We start from the raw sequence: 19301 nt of genomic DNA, 5'->3' as shown, positions 1-19301 counted from the left end.
GGCTTTTGGCGGTCCGCCAGTATTCGCTATGAGCGTCGTGGAAAATCAGGCGTTTCCTAGGAGGCGTCCTCATCCAGCTTGCGGTAGAGCGTGCGGCGGCTGACGTCGAGTACCGCCGCGGCGCGACGCTTGTTGCCTTTGACCTGCTCCAGTACGAAATGGATGTACCGCTTCTCCAGGGTGTCCAGTGTCGGCAGCATCGGCCCTTCCATCAGGTGATCCATGATGCCGTCGGTGCCGCGTTGCACCGGGATCGGCGGCCGGCTCTGGCCGCGAATCCGGGTCGGCAGGTGTTCCGGACCGATGGTGTCCGACTGGCAAAAGGTCACCGCACGCTCGACGGCGTTCTGCAACTCGCGGACGTTGCCCGGGAATTCGTATCCGCGCAGCACGTCCATCGCTTCCTGGCTGTAGCCGGTAATCTCCCGCCCCATCTGCATTGCGTAACGCTGCAGCAGGCGCACCGCCAGCAACTCGAGATCCTCACCGCGTTCGCGCAGCGGCGGGATCCGCAGGGTAAAGGTCTCCAGCCGGTAGAACAGGTCTTCGCGGAAGTCGCCGCTCTTGATCAGTTCCTCCAGATCGCGGTTGGTGGCCGCCACGATGCGGACGTCGACCTTGTGTTCCTTGTTGCTGCCAATCGGGCGGATGACGCCATCCTGCAACACGCGAAGCAGCTTGGCCTGCAGGGCCATCGGCATCTCGCCCAGTTCGTCCAGGAACAGGGTGCCGCCGGTGGCCTGCGAGAACAGACCCTTGCGGGCCTTGACCGCGCCGGTGAAGGCGCCGGCCTCGTGGCCGAAGAATTCGCTTTCCAGCAATTCGGCGGGCACGCCGGCGCAGTTGACGGCCTGAAACGGGCCATCGGCGCGGTCGCTTTCATCGTGGATGGCGCGCGCCACCAGCTCCTTGCCGGTGCCACTCTCGCCAATCACCAAAACCGGTCCGTTGGCCGAGGCCAGCTGCGTGATCTGCTGGAACATGGTCTGCATCGCAGTGTCGCGGCCGATCATGCCGTGGAAGTGTTCCTGGTCTATCAGCTCGCGGAAGCGCTGGACCTCGCCTCGCAGGCGGCGGGTTTCCAGCAGGCGGGATACCGCCAGCATGAAGTGCTCCAGGTCCAACGGCTTGGTCAGGAACTCGTCGGCGCCCTTTTTCAGCGCCTCGACTGCCTGGGCGACGGTGCCGAAACCGGTGATCATCAGGAACCCCGGCCTGGCCGGCAGTTCCTGCAACTGCTCCAGCAGCGCCAGGCCGTCCATGCCAGGCAATCGCAGGTCACTGACCACCATGTCGGGTTTGAAGGTCGGCAGTTCCGCCAGCGCCGCCTCGGCGCTGTCAACCGCCAACACGCCCAGTCCGGCATCCTCGAGTTCATCCTGCAACAACTGCCGGAGCCCTGGATCGTCTTCCACCAGCAGCACCTGTTCAGGCGTCGTGTTTGCTTTCTTCCCGGCCATCGCCGTTCTGCCCCCCATCTTCATTTACCGGAAACCGGACATCGACACGCGTGCCCCCGCCATCGGCCGCGGAAATCGCAATATCACCGCCGTGTTCACTGACGATGCCGTGAACCACCGCGAGCCCGAGTCCGGTGCCTTCGCCCACTGCCTTGGTGGTGAAGAACGGTTCGAACAGGCGATCACGAATCTCGCCGGGCACGCCCGGGCCATCGTCTTCCACCGTGAACAGGATCTCGTCCCCATCCTCCTGCCAACGCAGACAAACCGTGGTCGCACCGGCCTGGGCGGCGTTGCGCAGCAGGTTGACCAGCACCTGCTCAACCCGGATCGGATCCACCCGGCATGGTGGACCGGGCTGTTCGCCGTCGAGCTCCAGTTTCACCGAGCGGCTTGCTTCATCGTGCTCAAGTGCGGTGGCCGCCGCCGAGGCCAGCAACCCGGCCGCGGTGTCGCGGTAGTGATGGCTGGTACCGCGAGCGAAGTCGAGTAATTGGCGAACGATATGCTCCATGCGGGTGACCTCGCTACGCACCTCCCGCAGGGCGCGCACCTCCGGACCATCGCCATCCAGTCGTCGCAATGCGCGCTGGGCCTTGCCATCAACGACGCTGAGCGGCGTGCCGAGTTCATGGGCAACGCCGGAGGCGAGGCGGCCGATGGCAGCGAGCTTCTCCGAATGCCGCAGTTGATCCTCGAGACGGGCCTGGGTGCGGCGCCGGTCCTCCAGTTCATGTTCGGCGCGGCGAATGCCGTCGAGCATGTCGTTGAGTGCCGTGCTCAGGCGCCGTATCTCGCGCGGACCTTCGGCACCGGCGCGGAAATCCCGCTGCCCGTCTTCCACCCGGGCCATGGTCTCCATCAGCCGTTCGAAGTGCCGGCCGATGGCCAGGCGGTGACCCAGCAGCACCAGTACGCTAATGAAGACGCCCCCCACGACCATGAAGGCGATGGCCTGGACCCGCAGGTCGGTGATCAGATCATGGAAGTCACTGCCGCGGCGCGTGACGTGCAACAGGCCGCTGACCTGACCGCCGGTATCGGTCAGCGGCACGAAATAAGAATAGACGTCCTGCCCCTGAATGCGCTCGTAGGTACCCCGACGCTCGCCGGCGGCAGCGATATCGGCAACCTCCGCCCGGCGCGGCGACGGATTGACTGCGCCAACCGCGGCAATGGGTTCGCCGCTGGCACTGTACACATAGGCGCCATAGATACGGCCGATACGGAACACCGACTCCAGCGCCTGGCGCACGCCTTCGTCTTCACCCTGTTCCAGGCTGTCGCTGACCGGCAGGCTGATGGCCCGCGCCATCAAGGCCACGTCTTCCTGCATGCGCTCCTCGGCCGCCTTTTCCAGGGTCCAGAGGACCATGGAAGTGAGCATCGCTGCGCCGATCAGGAGCGGCGCCAGCACGAGCAGAATCAACGCCGCACGCAGACTCCAGAAGCGCCGAAAATGGCGGACCAACGTGTTTATCTTTGGCACATGTAGCATAACGCAACAATTTTAGGCGGCCACACAAGTGGCTGGCAAGTCAGCTGGCAACACTCGAACATCCCTTCAATAACAGCCTGTTAAAACCTTTCCTGGCGTTTCGCGTGCCGCGCTGTCGGTGCTGGCACAGCCTCTGCAAAACCGGTCTGACCCGAACTTGTGCAAGAGGAGTGACAAAATGCGATTCAGGATTTCCGCCATGTTGATAACACCGCTGTTGGCCGGCCTCGCCGTCTCGCCAATGGTGATGGCGCAGGACGACGGCTACGGTGAGGCCGAGCCGCTGGAGCAGGCGCAGGACGCGGAAAACTTCGAACAACAGGAGCTTGAGCGTTTTGCCGACGCTTACGTGGAAGTCGGCGAGATCCATGCCGACTATTCGCAGCGCCTGGAACAGGCGGAAGATCCGGACCAGGCCCAGGAAGTGCAGCAGGAAGCCAATGACCGGATGATCGAGGCCATTCAGGAACAGGGGCTTGAGGTCCAGGACTATTCCGAGATTGCTGCCGCACTGGAGCGCGATCCGGAAATGCGCGATGAAGTGGTGACGTTGATCGAAGAGCGGGAATAATCGATTCGCCGATCCGCTTCGTGAAGCCCCGCTCCGGCGGGGCCATTTCATTCTGAGGAAGGGCTGCTCCCCCAGCAGCCCTTCGGACCATGGTCGCGCTCGATCCGAACCGCCTGATCCCTTACACTTTGCCCCCTGATCGCTGGGTTTGCCGGAATATTCCGCGAACCATGCGAGCCGGTAGACGTAGGCTTGGGGGCACGATGGCGACGAACCCGCACTATCACAAGAATCACAGCAGCTTCGAGTACGACGATCTGCTGGCCTGCGGCCGCGGGGAACTGTTCGGTCCGGGTAATCCGCAGTTGCCCCTGCCGAACATGCTCATGCTCGATCGGATTACTCTGATCGATGACACGGGAGGCGCCTACAACAAGGGGCAGATCATCGCCGAACTCGATATCCACCCGGACCTCTGGTTCTTCAAGTGTCATTTCGAGAACGATCCGGTAATGCCCGGCTGTCTCGGACTGGATGCAATGTGGCAACTGGTCGGCTTTTTCCTCGGCTGGAAGGGCGGCCAGGGTCGTGGCCGGGCCCTGGGAGCAGGCGATGTGAAGTTTACCGGTCAGGTGCTACCAACCGCGCAGCGGGTCACCTACCGAATCGACATGAAACGCGTCATCATGCGGCGGCTGACCATGGGCATCGCCGACGCCAGCCTGGACGTCGATGGTGAGGTCATCTACACGGCATCGGATTTGCGCGTCGGACTGTTTGAAGCCCCCGATGCCATGAGCACCTAGGGAATGAATCAGTTTTTCCCTAAGGAACACCGCTCTGACAGGGTTTCCCTTATGAGAACCACGTTTCCCCGCAGGCCGCATACCATGCGGCGACAACACGGAATGCTGGAGCGAGGATAATGAAACGGGTGGTCGTTACCGGACTCGGGGTCGTCTCCTGTATTGGCACTGATGCACCGTCGGTGATCGACAGTCTGCGCGCCGGGCGCTCGGGTATTCGTGCCAACGAGAGCTACCGCGAGTACGGACTGCGCAGTCAGATCTCCGGCAGTATCGATATCGATCTGGACTCGCTGATCCCGCGGAAGCCCCGGCGGTTCATGGGAAACGCGGCGGCCTACGCCTATGTCGCCATGCAGCAGGCGATTTCCGATGCCCGGCTTAAGGGCAGCCAGGTGTCGAATGATCGCACCGGGCTGATTGCCGGTTCGGGCGGCGCCTCCTCGTCGAACCAGGTGGCGGCCGCCGACATCCTGCGCGCGCGTGGCGTGAAACGCGTTGGTCCTTACCAGGTGCCGCGGGTCATGGGCAGCACCGTGTCCGCCTGCCTTGCCACGCCGTTCCGGATTCGCGGCGTCAACTACTCCATCACCTCGGCCTGCGCCACCAGCGCGCACTGTATTGGTAATGCCGTCGAGCAGATTCGCATGGGCAAGCAGGACATCGTGTTTGCCGGTGGCGGCGAGGAAGAGCACTGGTCCCTGACCATGCTGTTCGATGCCATGGGGGCGCTGTCGACCAAGCGCAACGACAGGCCGGAGACGGCCTCCCGCGCCTTTGACAGGGACCGGGATGGTTTTGTCATTGCCGGCGGCGGCGGCATGCTGGTTCTCGAAGAGTTGGAACATGCCCGCGCGCGGGGTGCCAGGATCTATGCCGAGGTGGTTGGCTATGGTGCGACCTCCGACGGGCATGACATGGTCGCGCCCTCCGGTGAAGGCGCTGCCCGGTGCATGCGCCAGGCACTGCAGGACGTCGACACGCCGGTGGATTACGTCAATGCCCACGGCACCAGTACGCCGGTTGGCGATGTCGCCGAGCTGAGGGCCTTGCGCGAGGTGTTTGGCGAAGCCGTACCGCCGGTGAGTTCCACCAAGTCGCTTGCCGGGCACTCCCAGGGTGCCACCGGTGTGCACGAGGCAATTTTCAGCCTGCTAATGCTGGAGCACGATTTCATCAGCGCATCGGTCAATATCGAGACACCCGACCCCGAAGTTGGCGAAATTCCCCTCGTCACCACCCTGCGCGACAAGCCGGGGCTGCGCACGGTCATGTCCAACAGCTTCGGCTTCGGCGGCACCAACGCGACGCTGGTATTCCGCAAGCTGGATTGACGCCGCCCCGGCCCGGCGCCGCTTGCCATTACCGGCCCCGGGGGGCTCAACCCGCGCCACTTGTTCAGCATCGGGAAAGCTCCGTCGCTTATACTCCGTCGGTAGGCCCCGGGGACGCCCCTTGGCGGCCCGGCACTCGGCCCGGGACCCCAGAAAAGAATCCACAGCACGGAGAATAACGATGAAACATCACGCGCTTGCAGCAATTATCGGCCTTGCCAGCACGGGCATGGTGCTGGTTGGCTGCCAGACAACGGACCCCTATACCGGCGAACAGCAGACCTCACGCGCCACCATCGGCGCGGGTATCGGGGCGGTTGCCGGCGCGGCAGTGGGCGCCCTGACCGGCTCGGACAGCCGCCAGCGGCGGCAGCGTGCGCTGATTGGCGCCGGGGTCGGCGGCTTATCCGGTGCCGCAGTCGGGCACTACATGGACCGCCAGGAAGCCGAGCTGCGTGAGCAGCTTGCCGGAACCGGGGTGAGCGTCACCCGCAACGGTGATGACATCATCCTGAACATGCCGGGCAACGTGACCTTCGCCGTTGACAGCGCCGACCTGCGTTCGGATTTTTTTGATGTACTCGATTCGGTGGCATTGGTGGCCGAGGAGTTCGACAAGACGCTGATCGAGGTCATCGGCCACACCGACAGCACCGGGCCGGCGGATCACAATCAGCGGCTGTCCGAACGACGCGCGCAGACCGTGGGCCGCTACCTGGAGAACCGTGGCGTGGATGGTCGGCGGCTGGCGATGGCGGGCTTCGGCGAGGAATACCCGATCGCTGACAACAATACCGAGGAAGGTCGGCAGCAGAACCGTCGGGTCGAGGTAACGCTGGCGCCGCTGGTCGAATCCTGAACGAGGCGTTCGCCCCGGGGCGCGGGTCCGTCGGGGCCCGCGCCATCAGGACCAATCCGACATCACGCGGATACCGGACTGGAATTTGCGGTTTTCAGTAGAACGGGGCCAGGATCAGCGGCAGATAGTGGTCCAGCAACAGCAGACCGAATACCCCCATCAGGTAGGCGATCGAGTAGCCGAAGGCCTTCATTGGCAGGCTTTCGTCGTCTGACAGATGCATCGCCACCGCGTAGTACAGGAACACTGCATTCAGCACCGTCACGCCGAACAGATACAGCGGCCCCGCCATGCGTAGCGCAAAGGGCAGCAAAGTCACCGCGGACAGCAGGATCGTGTAGAGCGTGATCTGCAACTTCGTGAACGGTACCCCATGCGTGACCGGCAGCATCGGGATACTGACCCGCGCGTAATCCTCCCGCCGATGGATCGCCAGCGCCCAGAAATGCGGCGGCGTCCAGATGAAAATGATCAGGAACAGCAACAGTGCGTGGGCATCGACGGTTCCGGTGACGGCCGCCCAACCCAACACCGGCGGCGCCGCACCGGCCACCCCGCCGATAACAATGTTCTGCGGGGTGGCGCGCTTCAGGTAGAGCGTGTAGACAACGGCGTAGCCCATCAACGAGAGGAAGGTCAGCGCCGCCGTCAGCGGGTTGACCAGCAGGTACAGCAGCAGCAGGCCGGCGACACCGAGGCCACCGGCAAACAGCACGGCATTGCGCGAGGTGATGTTGCCCTGGGGCAGCGGCCTGCCCTTCGTCCTGGCCATGCGGGCGTCCACCTGCTGGTCAACCAGCTGGTTGATCGCTGCCGCCGAGGCAGAGGCAAGACCGATGCCGAGACTGCCAATGATCAGCGCATCCCAGGGCACCTGGCCGGGCGGCGCGGCAAGCACCATGCCGACGATGGCCGTGAACACCAGCAGCGCCACGACCTTCGGCTTGCACAGATCATAATAATCCCGCCAGCTCGCCGCGATGCCGGTCACACCCGAGTACTCCGCCACGTTCCGTTGCTGCACCTTGCGGTCCCTGTCATGTCGTTGCCCGAATCGGAGCCTGTCCATCCCGCGTCTCAAGGGGACGCAGACTATGACAGAGCGCGATGACACTCAACAGCAGCAAAGCTGCGCCACCGTTATGGGCAACCGCCATCCACAGCGGCAGGCTGTAGAGCACGTTACCAATCCCGAGCAGCCACTGCAGAACCAGCGCCACGGCCATGAAACCCGCTATCTTCGCACTCACCGTGCCGGCGGCACGGCGCCAGACCGCAAGCAGCAAACCAAGCACGGCAATCGCCACGACCACCGCACCGATGCGATGCACGAACTGGATCGCGACCCGGGCCGGATGGTCGAGAACGCCAAACTCGTAGTCCACGCCGAGGCCCCGCCACAGCACAAACGCTTCGCCATAATCGGCATCCGGTACCCACTGCCCCTGACAGGTGGGGAAATCGGTACAGGCCAGTGCCGCATAGTTGGTACTGACCCAGCCACCGAGCGCGATCTGGCCGGTCACCAGGACCAGGATCAGCAAGGCCCAGGACTGAAGCGAGCGTGCGGCCGGTTCCGGAGTATCCGGTCGCAGAAAGCGACCCTGGCGAAGGGTCAACCACCAGAGCAAGCCGAGAGTCGTCATGCCGCCAAGCAGGTGCATGGTCACGACCATGGGTTTCAACTGCCAGGTCACTGTCCACATGCCGAGGATCGACTGGGCAATGATCAGGACACCGAGGAACAGCGGCAGCTTGAACGGCTGTCCAGGCCGGTGGCGGTTGCGCACTGCCATAACCGCGAGCGCGAACACGATCAGGCCCAGGATGCCTGCCGCGTAGCGATGAATCATCTCTTTCCAGGCCTTGTCCACCTCAACCGCACGCTCGGGATAGGCCTCATTCGCGGCCGCGATGGCCTCCGGCGTCTGCGGCACACCCAGCAGCATGCCGTAACAACCCGGCCAGTCCGGGCAACCCAGGCCGGCATCTTCCAGGCGAACCCATGCGCCCAGCAGCACCACCAGCAGGGTCAGACCAACGGCCCCGAGGGAAAGGCGAAAAAACGCTCGCGTGGTCATTGCTCTCAGTCATCCTCCGACAGCCCCTGGAGACGCTCCAGGTCGATATTGGAAAGGCGCAACAACTTCTTCAGGTCCTGCAACAGGCCACCCGCATCCAGCGGCTCGGGGTAAGCCATCATGCGGTAGGCGCGGGTATCCATTAGCGACAGGGACATGCCGTTGCCCCCGTGTGCCGCGTCGGGGATCGGGTTTTCGCCAAACACGACACGCAGGTCCTGGTTGTCCTCCAGCACCGCATTTTCCGGCGGCTCGGCACCCGCGGGCAGCACCAGCACACGGCGCACGCGGTCGGCGTTCTGGGCAAGTGCCAGCCGGACCTGCCGGGTTTCACGCAAGCGCTCGATGCAGGCCTCGGCGCAGGCGCCATCATGCACCATCAGGATGGTCCAGCGACCACGGAACCGGTTGCGGTCGACCGCCGCACCGTCGATGTCGCGAAGTTCGCCTTCCAGGTGGTGCGGCGGCTGGATCAGGTCACCGTGGTTCGCGGTGCCGCTGGGGTGCCAGCCCGTGAAGAACATGGTCCAGGCGATGGCCGCCGGCACCAGAAAACTGGCAAACAGCAGGATCAGCGGCCAGGGTGCCGGCCGTTTTCCGGTCTCAGTCATTCAGTTCCTCCGGTCGTCGCCGCAGGTTCACGGCGAGATAGATCACGACAAGGGCGGCTGCCAGCCCGAACCACTGGACCGCATAGGCCCTGTTCCGTTCCGGACCGTAGCCGTCCGGATGTTCGGGGCGCCATTCGCGGACAAAACCCTCGGCGCTGTCCGGCGCCAGGCGCAGCACCACCGGCAGCAGTTCCGCATCAACCCTGGCACCAAGCTCTGCGTAGTCGATGTATTGAATACGCAACGGCCAACCGGACTCACCGTCGGCGAGACCACCCAGCCGGATGCCGGTTGCCGGTCCCTGATCCAGATGCCCCTCGATCGGGATCTCCGTCGACTCCATGCCCACCTCGGGCAGTTGGGCCCGGCTCTCGCCGGCAGGTACCCAGCCGCGGTCCACCAGGACCACGCGGTCGTCGCCGGCAAGACGGTACGGCGTCAGCACGTGATAACCTACTGTCCTTCGGTGAGTCTGGTTATCCAGAAGCAGGCTTCGTTCCGGCAGGAACTCACCCTCCGCCCGTGCGGGACGGAACAGCATGGCTTCCGGATCCAGCCGATCACGGTTCAGGTTCACTGGCGCGGCCGTACGCTGGGCGTCGAAACTCGCCAGCAAGCCTGCCCGCTGCTCGGCCCGGTCAAGTTGCCAGAAACCCAGGCCGACCAGCACCGGCAGCAGCAGCAGGAAGGCGAGGGTTGGCACCATGCCGGGCCGAAAATCGAACGAACCGATACGCATCGCGTCAATGAATCGCGGCGGTCATGGAAACGGCCGCCTGACCCCTCGACGATAAAACGGGACAGCCAATGACCGTTGTCATCAAGATCTTGGTGTTACTCATCTTCTTCGTCATCGTCGCGAGTCTCGCCTCCGGTGCCTACTACCTGGTCCGTGACGGCAGCGACCGGAAACGCGTCGTCCGCGCCCTCACCGTCCGGATCACGCTGTCCGTGGCGTTATTCAGCGTGTTGATCGCCCTGTTCCTGTTCGGGGTGATCGAACCGAATGATCCGTTCCGGCCCTGAGCGGCTGTGATGTGATGCAGACCACAAGCCGACCGTTTCCCTGCGGCCGCGAACGCAAACTGCCCCTCGCACAAAGCGGGCCGCCCGGTATCCCGGGCGGCCCGCTTGCTGTCTGTCGATCGGATCGGCGGTCAGCTGACGACCGCCCAATCCTTTAGATCACGTAGACGAAGATGAACAGGCCGAGCCAGACCACGTCCACGAAGTGCCAGTACCAGGCCGCGGCCTCGAAGCCGAAATGCCTTTCGGCCGTGAAATGACCCCGCATGACCCGCAGCAATATGACAAGCAGCGTGATCACGCCAAGGAACACGTGCACACCGTGGAACCCGGTCAGCATGAAGAATGTGGAACCGTAAATGCCGGTATCCATGCGCAGGTTCAGTTCCTGATAGGCATAGACGTACTCGTACATCTGCACGCCCATGAAGATCGAACCGAGCAGCACGGTAGCGGCCAGACCAAGAATGACCTTCGTGCGATCATTGTGCTTCATCGCGTGGTGCGCGATGGTCAGCGTCACGCCCGAGGTCAACAGGATCGTGGTGTTGATCGTTGGCAGCGCCCAGGCACCCATCGGCGTGAAATCAAGATCCAGGAAACCGGGTCCCGCCGTGGGCCACGACAGGCTGACCGAGTCCCAGAGAAATTCGCTGGTGGCCGGGTCACCACCACTGAGCCACGGAATCGAGAACACCCGGGCGTAAAACAGGGCGCCGAAGAACGCGGCAAAGAACATGACTTCCGCGAAGATGAACCAGGCCATACCCTGGCGGAAGGACACATCAACCTGCGCGTTATACTTGCCGGTCACGTCCTCGATGATCACGTCCCGGAACCACATAACGGCCATGATCAGCGTAATGATGCCGCCGATGACCATCATCGGCATGCCGGACGATCCGCCATTCAGGAACACGCCGAAGCCGGCCGCAAGCAGCACGATCCCCGGAATTCCGAAGACCGGCCAGCGGCTGTCCTCGGGCACAAAATAGGCGTCCTTGGAATGTGAACTCATTCTTATAATCCCCTTAGATTCCTAATCGGCGGACTGCGGTGCCCCGGCATGCAGTTCCGCTGCCTCCTCGTCATATTCCGGCAGGTCGCCGTCCCTGATGTCAAACAAGGTGTACGAGAGCGTCACCGTCTGGTTCCGTTCCGGAAGCGCCGGATCGACGAAGAACGTGACCGGCATCTTGCGTTGTTCCGAACCGGCGAAACGCTGCTCGGTGAAGCAGAAGCATTCCGTCTTCTTGAAGTGCCGGCCCGCCGTGCCCGGCGCCACGCTCGGAATGATCTGGCTGACCGTGCTGCCCTCATACTGGTTCTCGGCCACAAAATAGGCCGTGTAAAGCTCACCCGGCGTGACTTCCATTCGCGACTGCTTGGGACGGAAAGTCCACGGCTGACTGCCGTTGACCGTGGCCACAAACTCCACAGTGACCTTGCGATCCGGATCGTACTCCATATCCCCGGGACCAGCCGACGCTTCATTGGACACGAATCCGTTGAAGCCAGTGACTTCGCAGAACACCTGATATGCCGGCACCATTGCGAAACCGAAACCGAACATACCGACCGCAACCAAAGCCATCTTGGCTGCCGTGCGTCCGCCGGAGCGGCGCTGGATGGTCGTTTCTTCAGTCATTACAACACCTGCATGACGATAAAGATTGCGTAAAGGGCGAACGCGATAACCGCTAGAACGACGGCGGTGCGAATCACCCCCCGCCGTCGTTCGGATCGCTGCGGACGATCACTCACGGTCATCCGCCCTTATTTCACGGCCGGTGGCGTTTCAAAGGTGTGGTACGGCGCCGGCGACGGCAGCGTCCACTCCAGGCCCTTGGCTCCTTCCCAGACCCCGGAACTGGCCTTCTGACCACCACGGACACACTTGACGATGATGTAGACAAACAGCAACTGCGCGAGCCCGAAGACGAAGCCACCGATGCTCGAGATCATATTGAACTCGGCGAACTGGACAGCGTAGTCGGGAATACGCCGCGGCATGCCGGCCAGACCCAGGAAATGCTGCGGGAAGAACAGCACGTTTACCGAGATGGTCGACAGCCAGAAGTGCCACTTGCCGAGCTTCTCGTCGTACATGTGGCCGGTCCACTTCGGCAGCCAGAAGTACACCGCGGCCATGATCGAGAACACGGCACCGGTCACCAGCACGTAGTGGAAGTGGGCCACGACGAAGTAGGTGTCGTGGTACTGCAGGTCCACCGGCGCCAGCGCCAGCATGACGCCGGACAGGCCGCCAATCGTGAACAGCAGGACGAAGGCAATCGAGAACAGCATCGGCGTCTCGAAGGTCATCGAGCCCTGCCACATGGTCGCCATCCAGTTGAAAATCTTCACGCCGGTCGGGACCGCCACAAGCATGGTGGCGTACATGAAGAACAGCTGGCCTGCCAGCGGCATGCCCACCGTGAACATGTGGTGACCCCAGACGATGAAGCTCAGGAAGGCGATAGAGGCCGTGGCATAAACCATCGAACTGTAGCCGAACAAGGGCTTGCGCGCGAAGGTCGGGATGATCGCCGATACGATACCGAAGGCCGGCAGAATCAGGATGTAAACCTCGGGATGCCCGAAGAACCAGAAGATATGCTGGAACATGACCGGGTCACCACCGCCGGCGGCGCTGAAGAAACTGGTACCGAAATACTGGTCGGTGAGCAGCATGGTCACCGCACCCGCAAGCACCGGCATGACGGCCACGATCAGGAAGGCGGTAATCAGCCAGGCCCAGACGAACATCGGCATCTTCATCAGGGTCATGCCCGGGGCGCGCATGTTCAGGATCGTGGCGACGATGTTGATCGAACCCATGATCGACGAGATGCCGAGAATATGCACCGCGAGGATCAGGAACGGGAACGAGTCACCCAGCTGCAGCACCAGCGGCGGATACATGGTCCAGCCACCAGCCGGCGCACCGCCCGGCAGGAACAGGGTGGCGAGCAACAACACGAAACCGGCCGGCAGCAGCCAGAAGGCCCAGTTATTGATACGCGGCAGGGCCATGTCCGGTGCGCCGATCTGCACCGGAATGAGCCAGTTCGCCAAGCCGGTAAATGCGGGCATGACCGCGCCAAAAATCATCACCAGGGCATGCATGGTGGTCATCTGGTTGAAGAAGTGCGGATCAACCAGGTTCAGGCCGGGCTGGAACAGCTCGGCGCGAATCACCATGGCCATGGCGCCGCCGATGAAGAACATCAGCAGGCCAAACACCATGTACAGGACACCCAGATCCTTGTGGTTGGTGGTAAACAGCCAACGCTTGAAGAACCCCGGCGGGGGGCCGTGATGGTGGGCGTCGTGCGTATCGTGTGTGGTGGCGGTCATAGCCGAAATACCTCTTATGAGATCGCTTTTATCCGTTCGACTCGAAGCTTTCTAATTAGCGAGCGTCCTCGACATCGGCAGGCTGGAACACATCGCCGCCGTCGTCGTCATTGCCCCAGGCGTTGCGGACATAGGTCAGCACGCCTGCAAGTTCCTGATTGCTCAAGCTGGCGAACGACTGCATCGTGGTACCGCTGACGCCGTCGAGAAGAATCGACTTGTACTCATCGCGGTCGCCCAGCACCTTGTCGCTGCCCGCCAGTGCCGGAAACATGTCGCCCATGCCCTCGCCGCCGGCCTGGTGACACGCCATGCACTGGTTGTCATAGACGTCTTCGCCCAGCGCCATCAGATCGTCCATTTCCATATCGGAGAGGTCATCGTCATCGACTGCGACGTCGCCATTGACCTCTTCCTGCTGTTCAGCAACCCAGGCCTCGTAGTCTTCCTCGGTCTTCGCGACAACCACGATCGGCATGAAGGCGTGATCACGACCGCAAAGCTCGGCGCACTGACCCCGATAGGTACCGGGCTCCTGGATCTCCGCCCAGGCCTCGTTGACGAAACCAGGGATGGTGTCCTTCTTCCAGCCAAGCTCCGGCACCCACCAGGAATGGATCACGTCATTGGCGGTCAGCAGGAAACGGATCTTGGTGTTAACCGGCACCACCAGCGGGTTATCCACGTTCAGCAGGTAATGCTCCACGTCGCGGGGCCTGATCTCGGGATTACGCTGACGGGCGCGATCGCTGTCGCGATCGAGCCGGCTGTAGAAGTGGATGCCTTCATCCAGATACTCGTACTCCCACATCCACTGGTAGCCGGTGACCTTCACCGTCATCTCGTAGCCGGAAGTGTCCTCCATCTTGATCATCGCCTGGGTCGCGGGGACGGCAATGCCGAGCAGGATCAGGAAGGGAACAGCCGTCCAGACGATCTCGACGGTGGTGCTGTGATGCCAGGTGGCCGGCTTGGCGCCCTGCGACTTGCGGTATTTCCATACCGAGAAGAACACCCCCGCAAACACCGCGACGCCAATAACCGTCACGATCCAGAAGGTCAGCATGTGCATGCTGTAGGCCACCTGGCTCAGGCTGGTCACACCCTCGGGCAGGTTAACGCCCCAGGGGCGCCGCCAATCGGACTCGGCTGCCGCGCCAGCAGAAAACAACATCGCCAGCGCCGCAGTGGATGCGACGAAGAGTCTCGTCAGCTTGTTCTGGTTCATTCCTCGCTCTCTCCCGACTGAGATGGGCGGTTTCTGTTTATGGTGTTCTATTCCCGACTGCTGCCGTCCCTCAGGACGGAACGCCCCGTGCAGCCATGGGACCGATACAGCGTTGAAGCTCATCCGCGAGCGCCAAGCGCTCCTCTTCCGTAAGGAATGCGCCGAGTTCGACCGCATCCCCCTGTGAGCGGATTAGAAGACGGCTTGGATACCAACGGTGGAAGGAGGCTTCCAACAATACTTCCGACCACGCCAGGTCGAAATTCCAGGTTGTATCCGGCTCTTTCTGGCCTTTTCTGATTTCCACGGTCGACCCGTCGACCAGGATCTCCTCGCGGTACTTACCCCGCACTGCCGAAACATAGAGCGCGACGCCGAGCGCCGTCAACTCAAGACCGGCAAATGGCAGGATGGGCCAGAAGCCGGCAAAGGCAAACAGTGTCGCGACCGAGAGGCTGACAACGGCTATGGCGATGAACACCACCAGCGTCGTCCGCCAATAGACACCGCAGTTCGGACGCAGGACGAAATGACGCGTCTCCGCGCCGACCCCCTGTTGCTCCGTCTCCATGGGACTTGCCCCCCATGCCAGACCGAACGGCGCTACAGGCGCCCATACGGCCGGCGGCCAATATTAGAGGAGATCCTTTCCCGAAGAAACCCTGGTCCAGCAAACGCTGATTCGGTAGGGCACCTTGCCAGGTGCCCGAAAGTGCCGCCCGCCGCCGGCCGGGGGGCAAATCAGCATTTGCCTGAGGCCTTCAAGCAAACAGCCCGCCCAGGGCATCGTGATCGAGCTGCGCCGCCACGGTGGCGGGGGTCGGGTCGGCGGCGAAACCGATCCGGCCCAGCAGCGGTGCGCCAAGCCGTTCACGGATCGCATCAACCTGTTCGTCAAGCAATGGCGTTTCCGCAGCCGTGCAGTTGGCAATCCAGCCGGCCAGCGACAAGCCAGAATCCCTGATCGCCGCCGCGCTCAACAGCGAATGATTGATACAGCCGAGGCGGATCGCTACCACCAGAATAACCGGATATCCGAGGCAATGCGCCAGGTCCGCAAGGGTTTCCCGCCGGTTGAGTGGCACCAACCAGCCACCCGCCCCTTCAACCAGATTGACGCCCTCGCCTGCCAGGGCGTTCGCCCGAATATGATCCGCCAGGTCCGCGGCGCGCAGCTGCGTACCGATCTGCGCTGCCGCAAGATGCGGCGCAATGGCCGGCTCGAGGGCAACGGGATTCGTGACGTGGTACGCCGGGGAACCGTCCGACAGCCGCTGCAAGGCCAGCGCGTCCCCATTGCGCAGCCCGTGCGCTGTCCGTTCACAACCGGCGGCCACCGGCTTGAAACCTCGCACCGGCAGCCCGGAGGCGCGGAGGGCATGCATGAGGCCGCGGGACACCACCGTCTTGCCCACGTCGGTGTCCGTTCCTGTGACAAACAACCCCCGCCGCCGTTCTTCGGTGGTCATGAGGACCTCCTGCGCACGCGGATGCCATCCAGCGGAATGACCACGGCGCCATCATCCCTGCGTTCCTGCGGCTGCTCGCCGCTGGCCCAGGCATGACCGTAGACGACTTCCCAGGTGGCGGGCAGCCGGCCGTCGGCTCGCCGGTATGCGGAATAGGCGGTCTCCAGCCGTTGCCAGGCGGCGCGCCCGAGCAGGCCGCCGCGCCGATGGCCGCGCACCGTGTTGGCACCGATGCGGCGCAGATCCTGAAACAGGCCCCTGAGTTCTGGATAGGTCAAGGTGAAGGGCTCCATGTCCATGACCGGATCACCGAACCTGGCGCGCACCAGCGCGTCGCCCAGGTCGTGCATATCAGGGAAACGATTGACGTGATCCGCGTCGTCGACCGCCTGCCAGCTCTCCCGCAGCTCGCGCAGCGTATCCGGACCAACAGTCGAGAACAGCAGCAGGCCACCGGGGCGTAGCACGCGATGGCATTCACGAAACAGCCGCTGCGGGTCCTCGCTCCACTGGAAACTCATGCTGGAGAAAAGCAGGTCGACGCTCTGCGGCGCCAACGGCAGTTGATCGAGACTTGCCTGCACTGCCGGCACCGGACGGAGCCATGTGCCGTGCCGACGGGCCTGCCGCAGCATGTTGCCGGACAGGTCCAGTGCCACCACCTGCGCCTTGCGGTATCGCCTGCGCAGGGCGTCGGTCTGCAGCCCCGTTCCGGCGCCAAGATCGACCACCAGTCCAGGCTGCAGCCGGATCAGATCGAGCCGCTGCAGCAGGCGCTCGCCGACTTCCCGCTGCAGCACCGCCGACTCCTCATAACGGTCCGCTGCGGCATCGAAGGCACGCCGAACCTGCTCGCGCTGCCGGTATGGCGTTTCGTCGTTCATCCGGACACCTCCCGCCGCAGCGCCGGAACGCCGGCCATCGCATCCAGCAGCAGTTCGACGTCCGCTGCGGTATGCAGGGCGGAAAAGGTCACGCGAAGGCGTGCCGAACCCTCCGGCACCGTGGGTGGCCGGATGGCGCTGACCAGGATGCCGCGCTGCTCCAGTGCCCGGCTTGCGTCGACCGCGGCGGCCGCGTCACCGACCACCACGGGCTGAATCGGTGTTTCCGAGGGCAACAGGCGCAGCCCGAGCTGCGTCGCCCGGGTTCGGAACTGTGCGATCAGGGACTGCAACTGCTGACGCCGCCAGTGTTCCCGGCCCAGGATCTCGATGGCTGTCAGCGTTGCCGCGGCAAGCGCCGGCGGCGGCGCCGTGGTGTAGATCTGCGTCCGCGCCTGCTGCCGCAGATGCGCGATCCAGGCATGCGGACCGGCAACAAAGGCGCCGAAGGTACCCGCCGCCTTACCCAGCGTGCCAATCAACAGCGGCACCTGGTCCTGATTCAGGCCCGCCTGCTGCAGTGAGCCGCACCCGGTATCGCCGAGCACGCCGAAACCGTGCGCGTCATCCACCAGCAGCGCGGCATCATGACGGGCGGCCAAGGCAGCCAGCTCCGGCAGCGGCGCGATATCCCCGTCCATGCTGAATACGCCATCACTGACAATCAGGCGGCGACCGGCAACCTCCCGCCGCAAGCGCTCCTCGAGCTGCCGCATATCGGCATGGGCGTAACGGACCAGGCGGGCACCGCTGAGCCGGCCTCCGTCAAGCAAGGAAGCATGGTTGAGTCGGTCCTGATAGACGTGATCACCACGCCCGACGAGGGCATCGATAACGCCCAGGTTGGCCAGATAACCCGAGGAAAACAGTAGCACCCGGTCGCGCTGAAGCCATTCCGCAAGCCGGTCTTCCAGCGCCTCGTGCACCGGCCGATGCCCGGTCACGAAATGCGAGGCACCGCTGCCGACGCCGGAGCGGGCCGCCTCCGCGGTAAACGCCTGGCGCAGGCGATCGTCCCCCGCCAGGCCCAGGTAGTCGTTACTGCAGAACAGCAACAACTCCTGGCGACCGTGACGGGCCCGAACGCCATCGACCGGCTGCAGCGCCCGCAGATGCCGCTCCAGACCTGCGGCCCGGCGCTCCGCCAGGCCCTGAGCGAGATTCCACATCGGCTCAGGCAGGATCGGCAGCGGCGGCCTTGCCGGCTTCCGGGACCAGCCCCAGCCGCTGGAACAATTGCCGATCCGCATCGGTTCCCGGATTGTCGGTGGTCAGCAGCTTCTCGCCGTAGAAAATGCTGTTGGCCCCGGCAAGAAAACACAGCGCCTGGGTTTCATCGGACATGCTCTCGCGTCCGGCGGACAGGCGCACATGGGAGGCGGGCATCAGGATACGGGCCACCGCCAGGGTACGAACGAATTCGATCGGATCCACCGCTTCGGCGCCGGCCAGTGGCGTACCCTCGACCTGCACCAACTGGTTGATCGGCACGCTTTCCGGGTGTTCCGGCAGATTGGCCAGCGTGCGCAGCATCTCGGCCCGGTCAACACGCGATTCACCAAGGCCGACAATGCCACCGCAGCAGACATTCATGCCGGCATCACGCACATTGCGCAGGGTATCCAGCCGGTCCTGATAACTGCGGGTGGTAATGATCTCGCCGTAGAAGGCCTCGGAGGTATCCAGATTGTGGTTGTAATAGTCCAGCCCCGCCTCGCGCAGGGTGGCGGCCTGCTCGGCGTCCAGCATGCCCAGCGTGGCACAGGTCTCCAGGCCCATGTCGCGCACCTCGCGGATCATCTCGGCCACGCGCTGCAACTGCCGTCCGCGCGGGCTGCGCCAGGCCGCGCCCATGCAGAAGCGCGTGGCCCCGGCATCCCGGGCCGCCTGCGCGGCCTCGCGGACCGCCTCCAGCTCCAGCAGCGGATCGGCCGCCACCGGGGTGTCGTAATGCACACTCTGCGGACAGTACTTGCAGTCTTCAGGGCAACCGCCGGTCTTGATCGAGAGCAGCGTGCTGACCTGAACGGTATTTGCCGGAAAATGTGCCCGATGGACGGACTGCGCGCGAAACAGCAGGTCATTGAACGGCAGGGCGAAAAGCTGGGCGACTTCCTCTGCCTGCCAATCGTGGCGAATCGCGGCGGGATCGGGACTCATTCGAAATTCTCCGG

Annotated in this window: 20 protein-coding genes; 5 read left to right on the top strand and 15 right to left on the bottom strand. The window is 63.5% G+C overall.

Going from position 1 to position 19301, the window contains the following annotated elements:
* Window positions 1-56: 56 nt before the first annotated feature.
* Window positions 57-1460, bottom strand: coding sequence for a sigma-54-dependent transcriptional regulator (locus M0534_RS11415; protein ID WP_248568559.1), 1404 nt, complete (start codon window positions 1458-1460; stop codon window positions 57-59).
* Window positions 1429-2931, bottom strand: coding sequence for a sensor histidine kinase (locus M0534_RS11410; protein ID WP_248568558.1), 1503 nt, complete (start codon window positions 2929-2931; stop codon window positions 1429-1431). Before M0534_RS11410 ends, M0534_RS11415 begins: the two co-directional genes overlap by 32 nt.
* Before the next feature lie 205 nt (window positions 2932-3136).
* Here M0534_RS11410 and M0534_RS11405 point away from each other — a divergent pair, with 205 nt between their 5' ends.
* The 4 genes from M0534_RS11405 (at window position 3137) to M0534_RS11390 (ending at window position 6468) form a co-directional block, all read left to right on the top strand.
* Window positions 3137-3529 carry a DUF4168 domain-containing protein gene (locus tag M0534_RS11405; protein WP_248568557.1) on the top strand — a complete coding sequence of 131 codons (393 nt, stop codon included), beginning with the start codon at window positions 3137-3139 and terminating at the stop codon, window positions 3527-3529.
* Between the two features lie 203 nt (window positions 3530-3732).
* Window positions 3733-4275, top strand: coding sequence for a bifunctional 3-hydroxydecanoyl-ACP dehydratase/trans-2-decenoyl-ACP isomerase (gene fabA, locus M0534_RS11400; protein ID WP_248568556.1), 543 nt, complete (start codon window positions 3733-3735; stop codon window positions 4273-4275).
* Window positions 4276-4394: 119 nt separating this feature from the next.
* Complete coding sequence (gene fabB / locus M0534_RS11395; RefSeq protein WP_248568555.1) at window positions 4395-5609, top strand: beta-ketoacyl-ACP synthase I; 1215 nt, start codon at window positions 4395-4397, stop codon at window positions 5607-5609.
* 181 nt (window positions 5610-5790) lie between these two features.
* Window positions 5791-6468 (top strand): YiaD family glycine zipper/OmpA-like lipoprotein, encoded by a 678-nt coding sequence (locus tag M0534_RS11390; protein WP_248568554.1) that lies wholly within the window; start codon window positions 5791-5793, stop codon window positions 6466-6468.
* 94 nt (window positions 6469-6562) lie between these two features.
* On the opposite strand, the gene cyoE is transcribed toward M0534_RS11390, so the two are convergent.
* The 4 genes from cyoE to M0534_RS11370 are packed head-to-tail and all read right to left on the bottom strand — an operon-like array spanning window position 6563 to window position 9899.
* Window positions 6563-7537: a heme o synthase gene (gene cyoE, locus M0534_RS11385; RefSeq protein WP_248568553.1), complete on the bottom strand. Its 975-nt coding sequence runs from the start codon at window positions 7535-7537 to the stop codon at window positions 6563-6565.
* Window positions 7506-8549, bottom strand: a complete 1044-nt coding sequence (locus M0534_RS11380) for a COX15/CtaA family protein (RefSeq protein ID WP_248568552.1) — start codon at window positions 8547-8549, stop codon at window positions 7506-7508. Before M0534_RS11380 ends, cyoE begins: the two co-directional genes overlap by 32 nt.
* 5 nt (window positions 8550-8554) lie before the next feature.
* On the bottom strand, window positions 8555-9160 hold the full coding sequence (locus tag M0534_RS11375) for a hypothetical protein (RefSeq protein WP_248568551.1): 606 nt from the start codon (window positions 9158-9160) through the stop codon (window positions 8555-8557).
* The gene (locus tag M0534_RS11370; protein WP_248568550.1) at window positions 9153-9899 is read right to left on the bottom strand and encodes an SURF1 family protein; all 747 of its coding nucleotides are present in this window, start codon (window positions 9897-9899) and stop codon (window positions 9153-9155) included. The genes M0534_RS11375 and M0534_RS11370 overlap by 8 nt, the downstream gene beginning before the upstream one ends.
* A 68-nt stretch (window positions 9900-9967) precedes the next feature.
* Here M0534_RS11370 and M0534_RS11365 point away from each other — a divergent pair, with 68 nt between their 5' ends.
* A complete protein-coding gene (locus M0534_RS11365; RefSeq protein ID WP_248568549.1) occupies window positions 9968-10186 on the top strand; it encodes a twin transmembrane helix small protein in 219 nt (72 codons plus the stop codon).
* Between the two features lie 154 nt (window positions 10187-10340).
* On the opposite strand, the gene M0534_RS11360 is transcribed toward M0534_RS11365, so the two are convergent.
* From M0534_RS11360 to bioB, 9 genes are all read right to left on the bottom strand, one after another.
* Window positions 10341-11204: a cytochrome c oxidase subunit 3 gene (locus M0534_RS11360; protein WP_248568548.1), complete on the bottom strand. Its 864-nt coding sequence runs from the start codon at window positions 11202-11204 to the stop codon at window positions 10341-10343.
* 21 nt (window positions 11205-11225) lie between these two features.
* The gene (locus tag M0534_RS11355; protein ID WP_248568547.1) at window positions 11226-11834 is read right to left on the bottom strand and encodes a cytochrome c oxidase assembly protein; all 609 of its coding nucleotides are present in this window, start codon (window positions 11832-11834) and stop codon (window positions 11226-11228) included.
* Window positions 11835-11962: 128 nt separating this feature from the next.
* Window positions 11963-13546, bottom strand: coding sequence for a cytochrome c oxidase subunit I (ctaD, locus tag M0534_RS11350; RefSeq protein WP_248568546.1), 1584 nt, complete (start codon window positions 13544-13546; stop codon window positions 11963-11965).
* 55 nt (window positions 13547-13601) lie between these two features.
* Window positions 13602-14774 (bottom strand): cytochrome c oxidase subunit II, encoded by a 1173-nt coding sequence (gene coxB, locus M0534_RS11345; RefSeq protein WP_248568545.1) that lies wholly within the window; start codon window positions 14772-14774, stop codon window positions 13602-13604.
* Between the two features lie 70 nt (window positions 14775-14844).
* Entirely contained in the window at window positions 14845-15345 is a 501-nt protein-coding gene (locus tag M0534_RS11340; RefSeq protein ID WP_248568544.1) for a DUF2244 domain-containing protein, read from the bottom strand.
* Window positions 15346-15535: 190 nt separating this feature from the next.
* On the bottom strand, window positions 15536-16243 hold the full coding sequence (gene bioD, locus M0534_RS11335; RefSeq protein ID WP_248568543.1) for a dethiobiotin synthase: 708 nt from the start codon (window positions 16241-16243) through the stop codon (window positions 15536-15538).
* Window positions 16240-17127 carry a malonyl-ACP O-methyltransferase BioC gene (gene bioC / locus M0534_RS11330; protein ID WP_248568542.1) on the bottom strand — a complete coding sequence of 296 codons (888 nt, stop codon included), beginning with the start codon at window positions 17125-17127 and terminating at the stop codon, window positions 16240-16242. The genes bioD and bioC overlap by 4 nt, the downstream gene beginning before the upstream one ends.
* Window positions 17124-18296, bottom strand: coding sequence for an 8-amino-7-oxononanoate synthase (gene bioF, locus M0534_RS11325; RefSeq protein ID WP_248568572.1), 1173 nt, complete (start codon window positions 18294-18296; stop codon window positions 17124-17126). The genes bioC and bioF overlap by 4 nt, the downstream gene beginning before the upstream one ends.
* Before the next feature lie 4 nt (window positions 18297-18300).
* Window positions 18301-19287, bottom strand: coding sequence for a biotin synthase BioB (gene bioB, locus M0534_RS11320; protein WP_248568541.1), 987 nt, complete (start codon window positions 19285-19287; stop codon window positions 18301-18303).
* Window positions 19288-19301: the final 14 nt, after the last annotated feature.

The sequence above is a fragment of the Methylonatrum kenyense genome (genome assembly GCF_023195885.1).
In the GTDB taxonomy this organism is placed as follows: Bacteria; Pseudomonadota; Gammaproteobacteria; order Nitrococcales; family Aquisalimonadaceae; genus Methylonatrum; species Methylonatrum kenyense.
The sequence above is the reverse complement of the archived record's forward strand: the minus strand, read 5'-3'. Positions and strand labels throughout refer to the sequence as shown.